This window comes from Paenibacillus litoralis, from assembly GCF_046244365.1.
GTDB lineage: Bacteria > Bacillota > Bacilli > Paenibacillales > NBRC-103111 > Paenibacillus_V.
In genome coordinates, this window is the sequence record NZ_CP176395.1 from 8,401,152 (window position 1) to 8,419,688 (window position 18,537).

Annotated in this window: 19 protein-coding genes, 2 tRNA genes and 3 rRNA genes; 2 read left to right on the plus strand and 22 right to left on the minus strand. The window is 49.8% G+C overall.

Translation table 11 applies throughout. The annotated features are described in order from the left end of the window. Positions 1-65: 65 nt before the first annotated feature. From ACKGJP_RS35315 to ACKGJP_RS35345, 7 genes are all read right to left on the minus strand, one after another. Positions 66-2,985 (minus strand): 23S ribosomal RNA (locus tag ACKGJP_RS35315). Positions 2,986-3,163: 178 nt separating this feature from the next. Then, positions 3,164-3,239, minus strand: a tRNA-Ala gene (locus ACKGJP_RS35320). Between the two features lie 87 nt (positions 3,240-3,326). Then, a tRNA-Ile gene (locus ACKGJP_RS35325) sits at positions 3,327-3,403 on the minus strand. A gap of 112 nt (positions 3,404-3,515) precedes the next feature. Beyond that, positions 3,516-3,632: ribosomal RNA gene (gene rrf, locus ACKGJP_RS35330) — 5S ribosomal RNA — on the minus strand. Between the two features lie 106 nt (positions 3,633-3,738). Beyond that, positions 3,739-5,279: ribosomal RNA gene (locus ACKGJP_RS35335) — 16S ribosomal RNA — on the minus strand. The 16S, 23S and 5S rRNA genes sit together here with 2 tRNA genes alongside, the layout of an rRNA operon. A gap of 337 nt (positions 5,280-5,616) precedes the next feature. Then, positions 5,617-5,835 carry a hypothetical protein gene (locus ACKGJP_RS35340; protein WP_409343385.1) on the minus strand — a complete coding sequence of 73 codons (219 nt, stop codon included), beginning with the start codon at positions 5,833-5,835 and terminating at the stop codon, positions 5,617-5,619. A 127-nt stretch (positions 5,836-5,962) separates the two neighbouring features. Continuing rightward, positions 5,963-6,565: a stage II sporulation protein M gene (locus ACKGJP_RS35345; RefSeq protein WP_409343386.1), complete on the minus strand. Its 603-nt coding sequence runs from the start codon at positions 6,563-6,565 to the stop codon at positions 5,963-5,965. A 131-nt stretch (positions 6,566-6,696) separates the two neighbouring features. Here ACKGJP_RS35345 and pdaB point away from each other — a divergent pair, with 131 nt between their 5' ends. Further along, positions 6,697-7,476 (plus strand): polysaccharide deacetylase family sporulation protein PdaB, encoded by a 780-nt coding sequence (gene pdaB / locus ACKGJP_RS35350; RefSeq protein WP_409343387.1) that lies wholly within the window; start codon positions 6,697-6,699, stop codon positions 7,474-7,476. A gap of 4 nt (positions 7,477-7,480) precedes the next feature. Here the strand turns inward: pdaB and ACKGJP_RS35355 are convergent, their stop codons facing one another. Beyond that, positions 7,481-8,095, minus strand: a complete 615-nt coding sequence (locus tag ACKGJP_RS35355) for a KinB-signaling pathway activation protein (RefSeq protein ID WP_409343388.1) — start codon at positions 8,093-8,095, stop codon at positions 7,481-7,483. Positions 8,096-8,272: 177 nt separating this feature from the next. Here ACKGJP_RS35355 and gerD point away from each other — a divergent pair, with 177 nt between their 5' ends. Continuing rightward, complete coding sequence (gene gerD / locus ACKGJP_RS35360) at positions 8,273-8,965, plus strand: spore germination lipoprotein GerD (RefSeq protein WP_409343389.1); 693 nt, start codon at positions 8,273-8,275, stop codon at positions 8,963-8,965. A 58-nt stretch (positions 8,966-9,023) separates the two neighbouring features. Here the strand turns inward: gerD and ACKGJP_RS35365 are convergent, their stop codons facing one another. The 14 genes from ACKGJP_RS35365 to ACKGJP_RS35430 all read right to left on the minus strand — a co-directional run bounded on the left by ACKGJP_RS35365 (position 9,024) and on the right by ACKGJP_RS35430 (position 18,535). Further along, positions 9,024-10,130, minus strand: coding sequence for a P-loop NTPase (locus ACKGJP_RS35365; RefSeq protein ID WP_409343390.1), 1,107 nt, complete (start codon positions 10,128-10,130; stop codon positions 9,024-9,026). Between the two features lie 110 nt (positions 10,131-10,240). After that, positions 10,241-11,029 carry an N-acetylmuramoyl-L-alanine amidase CwlD gene (gene cwlD, locus ACKGJP_RS35370; protein ID WP_409343391.1) on the minus strand — a complete coding sequence of 263 codons (789 nt, stop codon included), beginning with the start codon at positions 11,027-11,029 and terminating at the stop codon, positions 10,241-10,243. 69 nt (positions 11,030-11,098) lie between these two features. Further along, positions 11,099-12,286, minus strand: coding sequence for a sulfate adenylyltransferase (sat, locus tag ACKGJP_RS35375; protein WP_409343392.1), 1,188 nt, complete (start codon positions 12,284-12,286; stop codon positions 11,099-11,101). A gap of 61 nt (positions 12,287-12,347) precedes the next feature. Further along, entirely contained in the window at positions 12,348-13,040 is a 693-nt protein-coding gene (locus tag ACKGJP_RS35380) for a phosphoadenylyl-sulfate reductase (protein WP_409343393.1), read from the minus strand. Positions 13,041-13,482: 442 nt separating this feature from the next. Further along, a complete protein-coding gene (gene rpsI / locus ACKGJP_RS35385; RefSeq protein WP_409343394.1) occupies positions 13,483-13,875 on the minus strand; it encodes a 30S ribosomal protein S9 in 393 nt (130 codons plus the stop codon). 18 nt (positions 13,876-13,893) lie between these two features. Further along, positions 13,894-14,331 carry a 50S ribosomal protein L13 gene (rplM, locus tag ACKGJP_RS35390; protein ID WP_409343395.1) on the minus strand — a complete coding sequence of 146 codons (438 nt, stop codon included), beginning with the start codon at positions 14,329-14,331 and terminating at the stop codon, positions 13,894-13,896. A gap of 217 nt (positions 14,332-14,548) precedes the next feature. After that, on the minus strand, positions 14,549-15,310 hold the full coding sequence (truA, locus tag ACKGJP_RS35395) for a tRNA pseudouridine(38-40) synthase TruA (RefSeq protein WP_409343396.1): 762 nt from the start codon (positions 15,308-15,310) through the stop codon (positions 14,549-14,551). A gap of 79 nt (positions 15,311-15,389) precedes the next feature. Next, the gene (gene rplQ, locus ACKGJP_RS35400) at positions 15,390-15,755 is read right to left on the minus strand and encodes a 50S ribosomal protein L17 (protein ID WP_113036302.1); all 366 of its coding nucleotides are present in this window, start codon (positions 15,753-15,755) and stop codon (positions 15,390-15,392) included. A gap of 30 nt (positions 15,756-15,785) precedes the next feature. Further along, positions 15,786-16,730, minus strand: a complete 945-nt coding sequence (locus ACKGJP_RS35405; RefSeq protein ID WP_409343397.1) for a DNA-directed RNA polymerase subunit alpha — start codon at positions 16,728-16,730, stop codon at positions 15,786-15,788. A 125-nt stretch (positions 16,731-16,855) separates the two neighbouring features. Then, on the minus strand, positions 16,856-17,251 hold the full coding sequence (rpsK, locus tag ACKGJP_RS35410) for a 30S ribosomal protein S11 (RefSeq protein ID WP_409343398.1): 396 nt from the start codon (positions 17,249-17,251) through the stop codon (positions 16,856-16,858). 18 nt (positions 17,252-17,269) lie between these two features. Beyond that, positions 17,270-17,638, minus strand: a complete 369-nt coding sequence (gene rpsM / locus ACKGJP_RS35415; RefSeq protein WP_409343399.1) for a 30S ribosomal protein S13 — start codon at positions 17,636-17,638, stop codon at positions 17,270-17,272. Between the two features lie 18 nt (positions 17,639-17,656). Further along, entirely contained in the window at positions 17,657-17,770 is a 114-nt protein-coding gene (gene rpmJ / locus ACKGJP_RS35420; protein ID WP_023388342.1) for a 50S ribosomal protein L36, read from the minus strand. 226 nt (positions 17,771-17,996) lie between these two features. Next, positions 17,997-18,215, minus strand: a complete 219-nt coding sequence (infA, locus tag ACKGJP_RS35425) for a translation initiation factor IF-1 (protein ID WP_113036298.1) — start codon at positions 18,213-18,215, stop codon at positions 17,997-17,999. A 2-nt stretch (positions 18,216-18,217) separates the two neighbouring features. Continuing rightward, on the minus strand, positions 18,218-18,535 hold the full coding sequence (locus ACKGJP_RS35430) for a hypothetical protein (protein WP_409343400.1): 318 nt from the start codon (positions 18,533-18,535) through the stop codon (positions 18,218-18,220). Between the last annotated feature and the right edge of the window lie 2 nt (positions 18,536-18,537).

Consider the following 18,537-nt stretch of genomic DNA (forward strand, 5'->3'; position numbering starts at 1 on the left):
AGATGCGAAGTTCTGCATTCATCCTTGTTCCTTTTGTAGTCCTTACACCTGTCGATGTAAAGATGTTGGATAAGCCCTCGACCGATTAGTATTCGTCAGCTGCATGCATTGCTGCACTTCCACCTCGAACCTATCTACCTCGTCGTCTTCAAGGGGTCTTACATACTGGGAAATCTCATCTTGAGGGGGGCTTCACGCTTAGATGCTTTCAGCGCTTATCCCGTCCGTACTTGGCTACCCAGCGATGCTCCTGGCGGAACAACTGGTACACCAGCGGTACGTCCATCCCGGTCCTCTCGTACTAAGGACAGCTCCTCTCAAATTTCCTGCGCCCGCGACAGATAGGGACCGAACTGTCTCACGACGTTCTGAACCCAGCTCGCGTACCGCTTTAATGGGCGAACAGCCCAACCCTTGGGACCTACTTCAGCCCCAGGATGCGATGAGCCGACATCGAGGTGCCAAACCTCCCCGTCGATGTGGACTCTTGGGGGAGATAAGCCTGTTATCCCCAGGGTAGCTTTTATCCGTTGAGCGATGGCCCTTCCATTCGGTACCACCGGATCACTAAGCCCGACTTTCGTCCCTGCTCGACTTGTCTGTCTCGCAGTCAAGCTCCCTTATGCCTTTGCACTCTTCGAATGATTTCCAACCATTCTGAGGGAACCTTGGGGCGCCTCCGTTACGCTTTAGGAGGCGACCGCCCCAGTCAAACTGCCCGCCTGACACGGTCCCTCTCCCGGATCACGGGAGTAGGTTAGAACCTAGATACGATCAGGGTGGTATCCCAACGTCGCCTCCACACAAGCTGGCGCTCATGCTTCCAAGGCTCCCACCTATCCTGTACAGATCGTACCCAAGTCCAATATCAAGCTGCAGTAAAGCTCCATGGGGTCTTTCCGTCTTGTCGCGGGTAACCTGCATCTTCACAGGTATTAAAATTTCACCGGATCTCTCGTTGAGACAGCGCCCAAGTCGTTACGCCATTCGTGCGGGTCAGAATTTACCTGACAAGGAATTTCGCTACCTTAGGACCGTTATAGTTACGGCCGCCGTTTACTGGGGCTTCGGTTCACAGCTTCGGGTTACCCCTAACCGCTCCCCTTAACCTTCCAGCACCGGGCAGGCGTCAGCCCGTATACTTCGCCTTGCGGCTTCGCACAGACCTGTGTTTTTGCTAAACAGTCGCTTGGGCCTTTTCACTGCGGCCCCCTCGGGCTATTCACCCTACCGAGGCACCCCTTCTCCCGAAGTTACGGGGTCATTTTGCCGAGTTCCTTAACGAGAGTTCTTCCGCGCGCCTTAGCATGCTCTGCTCGCCTACCTGTGTCGGTTTGCGGTACGGGCACCTTCGCCTCACTAGAGGCTTTTCTTGGCAGCATGAGTACAAGACCTTCGGTACTTTCGAAATTTCCCTCCCCATCACAGCCCAGCCTTCACGATGTGCGGATTTGCCTACACATCAGCCTCACTGCTTGGACAGACACTTCCATCCGTCTGCGTCCTTGCCCTTCTGCGTCACCCCGTCGTTCAAACGGCTACGGTGGTACAGGAATATCAACCTGTTGTCCTTCGACTACGCCTTTCGGCCTCGCCTTAGGTCCCGACTTACCCTGAGCGGACGAGCCTTCCTCAGGAACCCTTAGGCTTTCGGCGGACAAGATTCTCACTTGTCTTTTCGTTACTCATACCGGCATTCTCACTTGTGTACTGTCCAGCCGTCCTTACGATCGACCTTCAACCTATACACAACGCTCCCCTACCCAACAACATTGCTGCTGTAGCCATAGCTTCGGTGGCGTGTTTAGCCCCGTTACATTTTCGGCGCAGAGTCACTCGACCAGTGAGCTATTACGCACTCTTTAAATGGTGGCTGCTTCTAAGCCAACATCCTGGTTGTCTTTGCAACTCCACATCCTTTCCCACTTAACACACACTTGGGGACCTTAGCTGATGGTCTGGGCTGTTTCCCTCTTGACAATGGATCTTAGCACTCACTGTCTGACTCCCGGACAGAAGTATGTGGCATTCAGAGTTTGACTGGACTTGGTAACCCTTGGCGGGCCCCGCACCCAATCAGTGCTTTACCTCCACTACTCTCATTCCGAGGCTAGCCCTAAAGCTATTTCGGGGAGAACCAGCTATCTCCGAGTTCGATTGGAATTTCTCCGCTACCCCCACCTCATCCCCGAATTTTTCAACATTCGTGGGTTCGGGCCTCCAGTGCGTGTTACCGCACCTTCACCCTGGACAGGGGTAGATCACACGGTTTCGGGTCTACGACCACGCACTCATTCGCCCTATTCAGACTCGCTTTCGCTGCGGCTCCGCCTCTTCAGCTTAACCTTGCACGTGAACGTAACTCGCCGGTTCATTCTACAAAAGGCACGCCATCACCCATTAACGGGCTCTGACTTCTTGTAAGCACACGGTTTCAGGTTCTATTTCACTCCGCTCCCGCGGTTCTTTTCACCTTTCCCTCACGGTACTGCTTCGCTATCGGTCGCTAGGGAGTATTTAGCCTTGGCAGATGGTCCTGCCGGATTCATACGGGGTTTCACGTGCCCCGCACTACTCGGGATCCGTCTAGGGATACGTTCGTTTTGAGCTACAGGGCTGTTACCTGCTATGGCGAGCCTTTCCAGACCGCTTCACCTAACGAACTTTTCCCATGTTGACGTCCCACAACCCCAAGGAGCAAGCTCCTTGGTTTGGGCTAATCCGCGTTCGCTCGCCGCTACTGACGGAATCACTATTGTTTTCTTTTCCTCCAGGTACTTAGATGTTTCAGTTCCCTGGGTATGCCTCTACATCACCTATGTATTCAGTGATGAGTACACGCGCATTACCACGTGCGGGTTCCCCCATTCGGACATCCCCGGATCGACGCCTGCTTACGGCTCCCCGAGGCATTTCGTTGTTCGCCACGTCCTTCATCGGCTCCTAGCGCCTAGGCATCCTCCGTGTGCTCTTAGTAGCTTAACCAATGATCTCTCTCGAGATCGCTACAAAAAACTAAGGATGTTTTGCATTGCTTCGCTATCTAGTTTTCAAGGAACAAACGTTCATTATCTCTTACCGCCTCAAAAGCGGCGAGATCTAATGTAACACATCTCTTCGACTCTTTGCAAGTGGTTTTTTTAACCATTTTCTGGAGTCTGTTTGGTGGAGCCAAGCGGGATCGAACCGCTGACCTCCTGCTTGCAAGGCAGGCGCTCTCCCAGCTGAGCTATGGCCCCAAATTCCCCACAAAGTGACGTTATCCTTCGAAGCTTATTCCGAGTACTTTCCGGGGAGCCCCAAACGATCACTTTATAAAAGGTAATTGGTGGGCCCTAGTGGACTCGAACCACCGACCTCACCCTTATCAGGGGTGCGCTCTAACCAGCTGAGCTAAGGGCCCAAGGATAAACGTTTCCTTACCCGACTGGGTAAAAGGCGTTTACCGGGATACCGAGTCATCAACGAAGCATACGCTCGCCGAGGTCTCGAAAAAAGCCCACAATAGTGGGCTCGCTTGGCAACGTCCTACTCTCCCAGATCCCTGCGGATCAAGTACCCTTGGCGCTGGAGGGCTTAACGGTCGTGTTCGGGATGGGTACGCGTGGTTCCCCTCCGCCATCGTCACCAAACGATTTGCGTTTACCAAAGAAAGAGCATTGCCCTTTCAAAACTGAACATGAGCGAGTAAAACCAGCTTATTGATCCGACAGCCTACAGCCATCATGATCTCCATAGAAAGGAGGTGATCCAGCCGCACCTTCCGATACGGCTACCTTGTTACGACTTCACCCCAATCATCTACCCCACCTTCGGCGGCTGGCTCCTTGCGGTTACCTCACCGACTTCGGGTGTTGTAAACTCTCGTGGTGTGACGGGCGGTGTGTACAAGACCCGGGAACGTATTCACCGCGGCATGCTGATCCGCGATTACTAGCAATTCCGACTTCATGCAGGCGAGTTGCAGCCTGCAATCCGAACTGAGACCGGCTTTTTAGGATTCGCTCCACCTCGCGGTTTCGCAGCCCGTTGTACCGGCCATTGTAGTACGTGTGTAGCCCAGGTCATAAGGGGCATGATGATTTGACGTCATCCCCACCTTCCTCCGGTTTGTCACCGGCAGTCATCCTAGAGTGCCCAACTTAATGCTGGCAACTAAGATCAAGGGTTGCGCTCGTTGCGGGACTTAACCCAACATCTCACGACACGAGCTGACGACAACCATGCACCACCTGTCTTGGATGTCCCGAAGGAGGGCGCTATCTCTAACGCTTGCATCCAGATGTCAAGACCTGGTAAGGTTCTTCGCGTTGCTTCGAATTAAACCACATACTCCACTGCTTGTGCGGGTCCCCGTCAATTCCTTTGAGTTTCACTCTTGCGAGCGTACTCCCCAGGCGGCATGCTTAATGTGTTTACTTCGGCACCAAGGGTATCGAAACCCCTAACACCTAGCATGCATCGTTTACGGCGTGGACTACCAGGGTATCTAATCCTGTTTGCTCCCCACGCTTTCGCGCCTCAGCGTCAGTTATAGGCCAGAAAGTCGCCTTCGCCACTGGTGTTCCTCCACATCTCTACGCATTTCACCGCTACACGTGGAATTCCACTTTCCTCTCCTACACTCCAGTTGCCCAGTTTCCAATGCGACCCAAGGTTGAGCCCTGGGTTTAAACATCAGACTTAAACAACCGCCTGCGCGCGCTTTACGCCCAATAATTCCGGACAACGCTTGCCCCCTACGTATTACCGCGGCTGCTGGCACGTAGTTAGCCGGGGCTTTCTTCTCAGGTACCGTCAAATGAAGAGCAGTTACTCTCCTCACCCTTCTTCCCTGGCAACAGAGTTTTACGATCCGAAAACCTTCATCACTCACGCGGCGTTGCTCGGTCAGACTTTCGTCCATTGCCGAAGATTCCCTACTGCTGCCTCCCGTAGGAGTCTGGGCCGTGTCTCAGTCCCAGTGTGGCCGTTCACCCTCTCAGGTCGGCTACGCATCGTCGCCTTGGTGAGCCGTTACCTCACCAACTAGCTAATGCGCCGCAGGCCCATCTGTAAGTGACAGCTTGCACCGTCTTTCCTGATCTCTCCAGGTGGAGAAACCAACTATCCGGTCTTAGCACACGTTTCCGTGAGTTATCCCGGTCTTACAGGCAGGTTGCCTACGTGTTACTCACCCGTCCGCCGCTAACCTTTCCCGAAGGAAAGATCCGCTCGACTTGCATGTATTAGGCACGCCGCCAGCGTTCGTCCTGAGCCAGGATCAAACTCTCCATAAAAGTTGAAGCCGAGGCTTCGTTTTATTTCGATATTGACTTGCTCATGCGATTTGTTGCTTTGTTTTGCTGGCTTTATTCGCTCATTGTTCAGTTTTCAAAGGACAATTTCGAATTCCTTACTTACGTCACCGCGCTTAACGGCGACTTTTATAATATACCACAGTTTCAATCCGGAATGCAACAACTTTTTTTGAAGTTAGTTTCTTTCATTCCCTTTATCATCTGCCCCTAACAAGACAAGCTTGATCAGGGAAGACTAATTTAGCATATTAACATCATTCGTGTCAACACTTTTCATTTATTTCTTTAAATCATCAATCCAAATGATGGCTTTCGGCTAACGGTGCACCTTATTTCGCGCATAGCGGGAAATATCACGCGGTGATGCTAATCTGGCATACATGCGAAAAATAACTTTGTACCGGGTTTCGATCGCTGTTTTAGTGTCATGATCCATTCTTTGATCGTTCAGGTCGAATAGCATTTCTTCCAACTCTTTGCGCAGTACGTAGTCCAACTCCCTGCATTCCCGATCATTAAACAAAAAACCGATCATCCTTAAATCTCCCTCCAGCGCACACATGTAAAGAACGTCCCCGATACGACTTCTTAGCACCGAAAACATTTCGCCTTACTGTTATGCTCACATTTTTGGAAATTTATGAATGTCGGTTTGTAAAAATTTAACGGATTAGCCAATACGAAATCGTGCTTTCAATTATGGCCGCCAGGAGCAAAGATGATGCAAGAACAAGCATAAACGGTATGGTCACCTTCATGAAACCGACTAGCTTAGCGGCTGCTCTCGCTCTTCTCTGGGCAAAAGGGAAGCTTATAAGCGATTCTGTCGCGATCGTACCGAACCTTATGCCGTAAGCGCAAGCGATTATAACCACAGGAATTTCAATGATGCCATGGGGAACGATGCCCTTCACGAATAGAAACCAATTATCGGCATTAACTTGAGTGGAAGCCAAATATCCCAAAACCAAGCCGTTCATGATTAGAAAATATACGGGCGCGATCGCAAAAAAAGCACCCAGATACATAACCAGCAGCGAGAGAACGACATTGTTGACGAAAATGAAAACGAACATCCAAAGCTGAGGATATTTCATATTCTGAATGGCTTCCGCAATTCCCTTCATGTTGCTCATCTGACCCTCAACGATGGAGGGAAACTGTTTGGAGTAGCCCAAGTACATGCCTATGGCAAAGATGATGAAGGAAACGATGATTTCCCGTTTCATGCTTCGCAAATGAGCATACCACACGCTCAATCCCAATAACCTCAACTCCTTTCCAAAATATTCGGTACAAGACATAAGTTAATCGTACGAGCATAGACTTGGTAGTAAACAAGCATTCCAAGCCTGCCGGCGCTTGTCCGGCGCGAAAAACAGAGGAGGCAACAATCGTGAATTATTTTTATGTGGTAAACGGAAAAAGACTGAAGCAATACTTGATCGTCGTCGTCGCCCTGTTATTTGCGGCAGCAATCATTTATGCGGAAAGAGATCACGTTTCGGTTTTCACGCAAAACGACCCAAGTGCCTTATACAGCGTCCAAACCGAGAAAAAACTGATCGCCCTTACGTTCGATATTAGCTGGGGCGAATTGCGAACCAAGCCGATTATCGATGTGCTCGATAAGAAAAACGTAAAGAAAGCCACGTTCTTCCTATCGTCCCCTTGGTCGCAATCGCATCAAGAAATTGTCGGCGATATCGTGAAGCATGGATATGAAATCGGCAGCCACGGCCACAAGCACGTCAATTACAGCAGCCTGAGCGATGAGGAGATTCGTAAGCAGCTCACAACCGCTCACCGTATTTTGTCCGATGTAACCAAACAAGAACCAAGTCTCCTCCGTTTGCCTAATGGCGATTTCGACAAACGTGTCCTCCGCATTGCCAATGAATTGAATTACACGGTCGTCCAATGGGATACGGATTCGCTCGACTGGAAAAATCCCGGAACAGAAAACATCATTGAACGCGTAGTAAGCAAAGCGCATCCAGGCGATATCGTGCTGCTGCATGCAAGCGATTCGGTTAAACAAACGCATGAAGCCTTGCCGGTCATTATTGATAAACTGCGCGCTGAGGGCTACGAATTCGTTACCGTATCCGAGCTGATGAAGCAGGCCCAGGTAACCAAAAAACCGGTCGACGACCCGACCTTGAAACAATCTTGAGCTGCTAAGCCAGCTCTTTTTTGTTGCCCACGAGCTTATGAAGAATCATGATTTGCCATGTATTGCAAACAATCAACGTGCCCATCATATAAATATTGGCCGCCACGCTATCGTATCGAAGGACAGGCAGCATTTCGATCAAAGTAACGACTACCATGAAAAACAAGGTCGGAATGAAGGCGTTTTTGTTCGTGCGCTTCATTTTCCAATAGGACACGATTAAAGAAACCGCAAGCAAAATGAGCGGCAGCCAAATGTAAGGAACCCAGCTTGTCCCTTCTTCAGCGAAGGTTGTATAGCTTAAATAAGCCGTTAAGAACAGTGCGTCCGCAACAAGAAATAACTGCAGTCCTTCCCAAACCCATTTGCTGCGAATGATGCCTACCGCAATATACCGCACGGTCAAATATGCGAAAAAGCCGGTCTGGCTTACCGTGCTGATTAAAGCGCCGCCCAATAAAGCAAAAATGAGTGTTTGCCAGTTGAAGCCCGGCTCCGTCATTTCCAGAAAGCTGAAATCATCGAACAGCATAACAAGAAAAATACTTGCCGCGACGGCAATTACCGAGCCCCAAGCAAGCGTCGTCCAAAACAGATAGCCCCATTTTTTAAGCGTCACGTTCCGTTCTCCTTTTACTAGTTGTTTCATGGCGGCACTTCTTGCATTTTAGGCAAAAATAGCCCTAGTACATTGTACCAACGTTCACAATAAAAAGCTATTTGGCACGGTCATAAATCAACGCCTGACAGACATAATAAAAGCACACGACCTGTTTAGAAGGGAGTACGCCTGACGATGAGCGCCAAATGGATCCGCCTTATACCCGTCCTTCTTGCATGCTTGCTCTTAGTGTCATGCGGTTCCGGTTCCGGGGGCCAAAGCCAAACGCAGAGCTATAAGGATACTAAGTCAATGGTGCTGGATGTGCTCAAGACCGAAGACGGACAAAAAGCGATTAAAGAAGCCAGCGAAAAAAATAAAGACAAGACCGCCAAACTGCTTTCATCCGGCGAAGGCGTCCAAATCCAGACAGCCGTCAAGGATGTCCTGACAGATCCGAGCAACAGTAAATTGATCGAGAAAACGATGACCGACCCAAAATTCGCCGGAGACTTCGCCAAAGCGATTCAGAAATCGAATAAAGATCTTCACAAGGATTTAATGAAGGATCCTGAATATCAGAAATCGATGCTGGAGCTCATGAATTCAACGGATTACGAAAAAATGCTTTTGTCCGTCATGAAGAGCCCGCAGTATCGTCAGCAGGTTATGACGGTGATGGAGGAATCGCTGAAAAGCCCTTTGTTCAAAGCCCAGCTGATGGAATTGTTCAAAAAAGTGGCGCAAGACGAAATGAAGCCGAGCGAAGAGGATATGAAAGCCAAGTCGTCCGACGAGAAGGGGAAAAGCAAGGGGAAGAGCGATGAAAAGTCCAAAGAGAAGGATAAGAAGCAGGATTCTTCATCCCAGGACAAGCAAGAGCAATAACGGCATAAGAAAAGGACTGGGCTCCCCCAGTCCTTTTTGCATAAGTAAGCAAGCCGAGTTAACCAAGCTTCGCGATAATTTTGTCGGCGACATCCAGATAAATTTGCCCTGTAGGATGTTCGGCGCTGTATACGGAAGGGGAAAAATCCGGCTCCGCAATATGATTATCCGGTGCGCGAAGCGGAATTTGCGCCAGGAGTTCGGTATGCAGCTCATCGGCAAGCTTGGCGCCGCCCCCGCGTCCGAACACATAGTCCTTCTCGCCGGATTGATTTTCGTAGTAAGACATATTTTCCACGATACCCAAAATGTCATGCTTCGTATGAACGGCCATAGCGCCTGCGCGAGCGGCTACGAACGCAGCTGTCGCATGCGGCGTGGTCACTATAATTTCTTTGCTTTGCGGAATCATTTGATGGACATCAAGTGCTACGTCCCCTGTCCCCGGCGGCAGATCGAGAAGCATGTAATCCAGCTCGCCCCACTGCACTTCAGCGAAGAAATTGCGCAGCATTTTGCCAAGCATCGGGCCCCGCCAAATAATCGGTGCGTTGTCCTCGACGAAGAAGCCCATCGAGATGACTTTCACGCCGAACCGCTCAACCGGAATGATTTTATTATCCGCCATTTCCGGACGGGTTTCGATCCCCATCATATCCGGCACGCTGAATCCGTAAATATCCGCATCAATGATGCCTACGCGCTTTCCTTTACGCGCTAAAGCAGCAGCTACGTTGACGGTTACCGTCGATTTGCCGACGCCGCCTTTGCCGCTCGCTATGGCAATAAATTGGACGCCGGAATCCGGCGAAAGCAGCGACGATACGTTGGGCGAGCGCAGCTCTGACGGAGGAGTCGCTTGCTTGGGTGCGGGTGCACCCGCTCCTTGTCCGGCTTTTTTGGCTATTTCAGCGCGCTCGTGGTCGGAAATTTCGCGAAAGCGAATATGAACGTCTTGAATGCCGAGACCTTTCAAAGCCTCTTGAACATCTTGACGGTATTGTCCTTTCAATACCTCGTCATTTACGGAAAGCACTAACGTTAAGGCGACATGTCCTTCTTTCACCATAACATCGCGCACGAACCCGAGTTCGGTCACCGTTTTTTTATATTCGGGATCGTATATATGGCCAACGGCCTCCAGAACCTGATCTTTCGTTACCATCGTTACACCTCGGAATTGGACGTATTGTACACCGATTATTATACCATAACTGAGTTCCGCTTACATGCAGCCTGTTCTAAGCACGATTTGAGCATACCGTGTACAGGAGGCTATCCTTTTTGTCCGGAGCCGACAGCGTCGCTCTTACCTTCCGACTTCTCGCCCGAATAATACCTCAATATGCCTTGGTAGATTGATGCCGCCACCTTCTTCTGATACCCCTCCTGCGCCATGAGCCGGGATTCCTCGGGATTTGACAAGAATCCTACTTCCACCAAAGCAGCGGGAATCTGTAGCGATTTTAGCAAAAATACCGTATCAACCTGCTTCGAAACCCTATCCGTATTCTCAAGATTATGCTTAAGCTCGTTCTGAATTAAATTGGCGAGTGTGAAGTTGTCTTTATGCGAGGGATAGAAGAAGGTCTGCGCTCCGCTCCATTTGGAGGACGGATAGCTGTTCAGATGGATGCTGATCATCAAATCGGACTTTTGCTTACGGATAAACTCCACGCGTTTCTGCAGATCTTCCGTTTTGCGGCGGCTCAATCCCTTCGTATCCGGACTTGCCAAATCGTTATCCTGCTCGCGCGTCATCACGACGAGGGCCCCTGCCTGCTGCAAATAATCGCGCAAATAAAGGGAAATCGCAAGATTCACATCCTTCTCGATAATCCCTTTCGGGCTGCTTTCAGCTCCGCCGTCCGGCCCTCCGTGGCCGGCATCCAACGCAATCACCTTACCGGAGAGCGGCATGGTCCAATACGTCCATGTTTTCGTCGAGGGGAGCTCGTACGAGAAAATAAAACCGATCATTAGTACAAGGACGGCGGTCGAAACCATTTTTAACACACCGTGATAGTTCATCCACACAACGATATGTCTAGGAAATTTCCGCATTAAAAAACCACCCCACCCATAAGAGTCTTTACATCTTATGGGACAGGGTGGACAAATATGACAAGTTGCTTACGCCTCTTTGTCCGCCGATACGAGCTGCTCGCTCATACCTTCGATCAGAACCTCCGCAACCTCGGGCCGCGTAAATTCTCTTGGCGGGCAAATACCGTCGCGCAGAAGCGCACGCACTTTCGTGCCCGATAAGTGGAGATGGTCCGCTTTGTCATGCGGGCAAGTTTTGCTGGAGGCCATATTGCCGCACTTCGTACAGAAAAAGCTGTGCTCGAAAAATAGCGGCGTAATGTCGAGCTCTTCAGCCGTGAAATTGCGGAATATTTCCTGCGCCTCGTATGTGCCGTAATAATCGCCTACGCCTGCGTGATCGCGTCCGACGATAAAGTGGGTGCATCCGTAGTTTTTCCTGACTAGCGCGTGAAAGATCGCTTCTCTTGGCCCTGCATAACGCATGGCAGCCGGGAAAACACCCAGGAAGGCGCGATCCTTAGGATAGTAATTTTCCAGGAGCACCAAGTAGCTTTTCATGCGTACGTCAGCCGAAATATCGTCCGACTTCGTTTCCCCGACAAGCGGATTTAAGAATAGAGCGTCCACTATTTCCATCGCGCTCTTTTGAATATATTCATGCGCCCGATGAACCGGATTACGCGTTTGGAAGCCCACAACCGTTTTCCAGCCCTTCTCGGCAAAAATACGGCGCGTTTCGGACGGATCAAAATAAAACTCGCCGAACTTCTCCGGCTGCGGACGATTCAGAACCTGCACGGAACCGCCAACGTATGTGGATGGCTTCGTATAAAGCTTCTGAACCCCCGGATGCTCTTCGCTATCCGTTTTATATACTTGAATGGCCTCATGCTTCTGATCGGCCTCATATACGCTTGTAACATCGAGAATAGCATAAACTACGCGATCGGACTCTCCAACCAAAGCGATTTGCTCGCCGACCCGAATACGCGACGCCTCTTCTTTCTCTACGCCGAGTGTGATCGGAATGCTCCATACTTGGCCGTCCGCAAGACGCATACGTTGAACAACCGACTGGTAATCCGCTTCATCCATAAACCCTGTCAACGGCGAAAATGCGCCGACCGCAATAAGATCAAGATCGGAAATCGCCCAGCTGTTTACCGGAATTTGAGTCAGCTGCTTCGCTTTCTCCAGAAGCTGCTCCCTTGCCTCTCCTTCGACCAGCCGATTGACCAGCTTGCCTCCATGCGCCTGTATCGTTTCTCCCATAATCGTCCCTCCCGAAATGAATCCCCGCTTGAACGGGTGCAAGTGCTGTCATTACGCACGCTTACTTATGCAATCCGCATTCCGTTTTCTCAAAGCCCGCCCAACGACCCGCGCGCGGATCTTCACCGGCCTTCACTTGTCTTGTGCAGTGCTCGCAACCAATGCTCGGGTAATCCATATCATGTAACGGATTGTAAAAAATATTGTTGGCCCGGATATATGCCCACACGTCTTCCGACGTCCAGCTTGCAATCGGGTTAAATTTTACAAGACCGAATTTCGTGTCGTACTCGATTTTTTTGGCATTGGCCCTAGTCGGAGCCTGATCGCGGCGAATACCCGTTATCCATGCCTCGTAATTGCCCAAAATTCGCGTTAACGGCTCTACTTTACGAATATTGCAGCATTGGGTGGGATCGGATTTCCACAATGCTTCTCCGTGCTTCTCAGCTTGCTCCTCGGGCGTAATCACCGGCTTCACTTGTACGAATTTCAAACCGTAGTTTTGCTCCAAACGGTCTCTGGTTTCGTAAGTTTCCTTGAAGTGAAAATCGGTGTCCAAGTAAAAAATATCCGTTTTCGGACTGATTTTCTGAACCATATCAACCAGTACGACATCTTCGGCTCCAAAGCTGCATGCAAACGTTATATTAGGAAACCGCTCAATGGCCCATTGAATAATCGCTTCCGGCGTTTCGTGCTCCAAATCGACGCTGGCCTGCGCGATAAGCGCTTCTTTTTCGAACAAATTCATACACGTTCCTCCTCATCATTTTGCCAAAACCATTAATTCCGACTATTACGATGCGATTTAACATTTATAGCACAATTATAAATGTTCGCTATAAAAAGTCAATCTTTTTCTTATAATGGATGAAAGCCCGATATCCTCATTTTATTGGGCTGTTCCCTAGGTGGTGCACGGACTATTGGAAAGCGTTACTACGTTTGTTTAGCCGTATTCGCTACCTCACCCAGCAAGGTAAATGGAATCTTTCTCTCCGACTTCTGTTCACAATTAATTAAACCCTGCAAAGGTTGCCGCTATTTGCATAAAATGCAATATGCAATCGCATGATGCGGCCTCATTTAGACGTTTGCGTCTTATTGTCGCGGTGTATTGAAATGCAAAAAAGCCTCCTCTGTCCGCAGACAGAGAAGGCCTTGTGTTGAACGTATAAAAGTCGCTCCAAAAATTAACGTTTGGAGAATTGAGGTGCGCGACGAGCTGCTTTCAAGCCGTATTTCTTACGTTCCTTCATACGTGGGTCACGAGTCAGGAAGCCGGCTTTCTTCAGCGATCCGCGGAACTCAGGGTCGGCTTTGAGCAGCGCACGGGAAATGCCGTGACGGATTGCTCCAGCTTGTCCTGTAGTACCGCCACCGTGTGCGATAACCAAAACGTCGTATTTGTCAGTCGTTTCAGTCAGCGTGAGCGGTTGTTTTACGATCAGCTTCAATGTTTCGTGACCGAAGTATTCGTTCAGGTCACGCTTATTGATGACGATTCGTCCTTCACCCGGTACAAGGCGCACGCGCGCTACCGAATGTTTACGACGACCCGTTCCATAGTATTGAACTTGAGCCATGAAACTGTCCTCCCTTTATTATCCGCGAAGTTCCCAAACTTCAGGTTGTTGTGCTTGATGCGGATGCTCGGCACCAGCATAGACTTTCAATTTCAACTTCATGCTGTTACCAAGACGCGTTTTCGGCAGCATACCGTGAATGGCAAGCTCGAGCATACGTTCAGGCTTGTTAGCCAGCATGTCTTGAGCAACAGTTACTTTCAAACCGCCCGAGTACATGGAGTGCGTGTAGTACTTCTTGTTTTGAAGCTTCTTACCTGTCAGAACAATTTTGCTTGCGTTGATGACGATAACGAAGTCGCCAGTGTCAACGTGCGGCGTAAACTGCGGCTTGTGCTTACCGCGGATAATGCTTGCCGCTTCGCTCGCCAAACGACCAAGCGTTTTGCCGGCAGCATCAATAACGAACCATTTACGCTCAATTTCAAGCGGTTTGGCCATATATGTGGTACTCATTAGCGTTAATCCTCCTAAACCAAGCGAACACTCGGTTCACTACGTTTGTGTTTTACCTTGTCTTGCATTTAACGGGTTATAAATACCCAAATCATTTACATCGCAACATGGTTTCACACTCGGGGCTGTGGGATAGCCAGTAATGAAAACCAACTATAATCATACTATATAGCGAAGATATTCGCAAGGCCTAGACATAAACATTTTAAGGATTTCGTCAGTACACGACATCCCATAGCATAAGCCCATGAGGCTCGGCCGTCGGACCCGCCGTATTACGATCTTTGGCATCCAAAATATGCTGCATGTCGTTCTGGCTTCGCTTTCCTTCGCCTATTTCGATCAGCGTCCCGACAATGATGCGAACCATATTGTACAGAAAACCGTTGCCGGTAATGTACATGTGAATCACACCTGCTTGACCATCTACGCTACGTTCGTCAACGACTGTTTCCAGCCGGGTTTCGAAAATGGTCCGCACGTGTGACTCTACCGACGAACGGATCGAACAGAACGAAGTAAAGTCATGTTCGCCTTCCAGCATGGCAAGCGCCTGACGCATCAGATCCGTGTTTAAAGGAGCGTGATGGTGGAAAGTCGTACGGCGCGTAAACAAATCGGGATGACGTCCATAACGGATCGAATACCGATAGGTCTTCCGTTTAGCCGACCTTCTAGCGTGGAAATCGAACCGTGCTTCCTCCGCGGCATAAACGACGATATCCTCGGGCAGCCTGGAGTTCATCGCCAGGCACCAGCGCTCGATCGGTATTTTCGAAGAAATTTCGAAATTAACGATCTGCGCTCTGGCGTGAACGCCGGCATCGGTACGACCGGATCCGATAATCTTAACCGTTTCACCGGTAAGCGAGGCAACGGCCTCTTCTAGCTTATCCTGAATCGTATTGCGATGCGGCTGTGTTTGAAACCCGGAATATAACGTTCCTTCGTAGCTGACGTTTAGCTTGACATTACGCATGATAACGCTTCTCCCAAACCTACAAAAAAAGGGCTTCACCAGAATCAAATGATTCTGTCCACCCTTTCCCATCCGTCATTTACGCACGATCGACAAGCTCTATATACACCATAGGCGCTGCGTCCCCGCGACGAGGTCCCAGCTTCAAAATGCGAGTGTATCCGCCTTGACGCTCGGAATAACGGGTAGCAAGCTCCGAAAACAGCTTCTGGATTGCATCCTGTTCGCCGTTTGCAGGCTCGCGACGTACGAACGAAGCTACTTGACGACGAGCAGCCAGATCGCCGCGTTTAGCCAGCGTAATCAGCTTCTCGGCAATGGGGCGGAGCTCCTTTGCTTTCGCTTCGGTCGTTTGAATGCGTTCCTGTATGAACAAGTCGGTTACCAGATCACGGAACAATGCTTTACGTGCGCTGGAATCGCGACCAAGCTTTTGGTATGCCATGTTGTTCCCTCCTTCTGTATTCGTTGCGGATCAATCTTCTACGCGAAGACCCAATCCGAGTTCTTCAAGCTTCTCTTGAACTTCCTCAAGGGATTTGCGGCCCAAGTTTCGGACCTTCATCATGTCCTCTTCGGTTTTCGTGATCAGCTCTTGAACCGTGTTAATGCCGGCACGTTTCAGACAGTTATAAGAACGTACGGAAAGATCCAGCTCTTCGATGGTCATTTCCAATACTTTCTCTTTCTTGTCTTCTTCTTTCTCGACCATGATCTCCGCATCGCGAGCTTCGTCCGTTAATCCGACGAACAACATAAGATGTTCAGTCAAGATTTTAGCGCCCAAACTTACCGCTTCTTCCGGACGAATGCTCCCGTCGGTCCATACTTCGAGAGTTAATTTATCGTAGTTGGTCACTTGGCCAACGCGGGTATTTTCTACCGAATAATTAACGCGGGTGATCGGGGTGTAGATCGAATCAATCGGAATAACGCCGATCGGCTGATCGTCTTTTTTGTTTTTGTCGGCTTGTACATAACCGCGCCCGCGGCTAGCCAGAATGCGCATTTGCAAACGCGCGTCCGGTGCTAGCGTAGCAATGTGAAGATCCGGATTCAGAATCTCCACGTCGCTGTCTGCGCGAATGTCTCCGGCAAGAACATGCCCTTCGCCCTCCGCATCAATTTCCAGCACTTTATCTTCGTCGGAATGAATTTTCAACGATAACCCTTTGAGGTTAAGGATGATTTCCGTTACATCCTCGACAACACCTGGTACCGTAGAAAACTCATGCAGTACTCCAACGATTTGCACGGAGTTTACAGCCGCTCCAGGCAAAGACGAAAGGAGGATCCGCCGCAGCGAGTTCCCGAGCGTTGTGCCGTAGCCGCGTTCCAGCGGTTCTACGACAAATTTGCCGTATGTGCCTTCCTCGCTTATCGATACGGTCTCTATTTTAGGCTTTTCAATCTCGATCATGAAATTAACCCTCCTTCGAACGTCGCTTCCTCTGGATTCCCTTGTTATCCAAAACTAGTAGTATGCCTATCCTCCCACACATTATTCACATGTTGAGGATATTTATACCACCGAGCGATCCTGAATTAGACACGACGACGTTTTGGTGGGCGGCAGCCATTATGCGGGACTGGAGTTACGTCTTTAATCAGGTTCACTTCAAGACCAGCAGCCTGCAGGGAGCGGATTGCCGCTTCACGGCCTGCGCCAGGACCTTTAACCATGACTTCGACAGTTTTCATACCATGCTCCATCGCTGCTTTAGCTGCAGTTTCTGCTGCCATTTGCGCCGCGAAAGGCGTGCTTTTCTTGGATCCCTTGAAGCCAAGGTTACCCGAGCTTGCCCAGGAGATGGCGTTGCCGTGCGGATCCGTAATGGTAACGATCGTATTGTTGAATGTGGAGCGGATGTGCGCTACTCCAGTCTCAATATTTTTACGGTCACGACGCTTGGTACGGACGACTTTTTTCGGTTTTGCCATTTGCTTTATCCCCCCTTATTATTTCTTCTTGTTCGCTACGGTACGACGCGGACCTTTGCGAGTACGTGCATTCGTTTTCGTACGTTGACCGCGAACAGGCAGGCCACGACGGTGACGAATTCCACGGTAGGAACCGATTTCGATCAGGCGCTTGATGTTCAGCGCGATTTCACGACGAAGGTCGCCTTCCACCTTAACGTTTTTGTCGATCTGTTCACGAAGTTTGCTTACTTCGTCTTCTGTCAGATCGCGAACGCGAGTGTTTGCGTTAACGCCAGTTGTAGCAAGAATGTTTTGCGACGTTGTTTTACCGATGCCGAAAATGTACGTCAAAGCGATTTCTACACGCTTGTCACGCGGTAAGTCTACTCCAGCTATACGAGCCATCTTGTAAGATGCACCTCCTTACCCTTGTTTTTGTTTATGCTTAGGATTTTCGCAAATGACCATTACGTTGCCTTTGCGCTTGATTACCTTGCATTTCTCACAAATCGGTTTAACCGACGGTCTCACCTTCATTGTTGTTACCTCCTAAAAGCTTTGCCTAGCAAAGCTTGCTTCGTAAGCATTGGCTAAGCTTTGCGATGCAAAGCTCGCTTCGTAAGATTCCGCTAAGCTTTACGCGGCAAAGCTCGCATCGTAAGCATCCGCAAAGCTTTGCTTAACAAAGCTTGAATCGAATCCTTAAGCTGTAAGCTCATCGCAGAAAGCCCAAATTACCGTTCTAAACTTTATCGGATCCGATCTATTTGAAACGATACGTGATCCGGCCTCGAGTCAGGTCGTACGGGGAAAGCTCCACGGTCACTTTGTCGCCCGGCAAAATCCGAATGAAGTGCATGCGGATCTTTCCGGATACATGCGCCAGTATTCTGTGTCCGTTCTCGAGCTCAACCTTAAACATTGCGTTCGGAAGCGGTTCGATAACCGTTCCTTCGACTTCAATCACATCTTCTTTGGCCATGGTTATTCTCCTTTCTCCAGTGCTTCTGCTTGCTCATTTTCGACAAATTTATTGACTGCGTACCTTAATTTGCCGTTGGTCACACGACCGGTTTCTTTTAAACTTTCCACAACTTCACGACTGATCACATTTTGCAATTGAAGATGCAGCAGGTTTTTTCGTTTCGGCTGGTCAAATTTCCGCTTGTCGCCGTCGGCCAGAAGAACAAAACGTTCGTCCACAATGCCGACAATGACGGCAACCTTTTCTGTATCTCTGCCGCGCAGTACTTTGACGATTTGTCCGAGCTGAGCTTGGTTTCGTTCAATCACGGCATTCATCC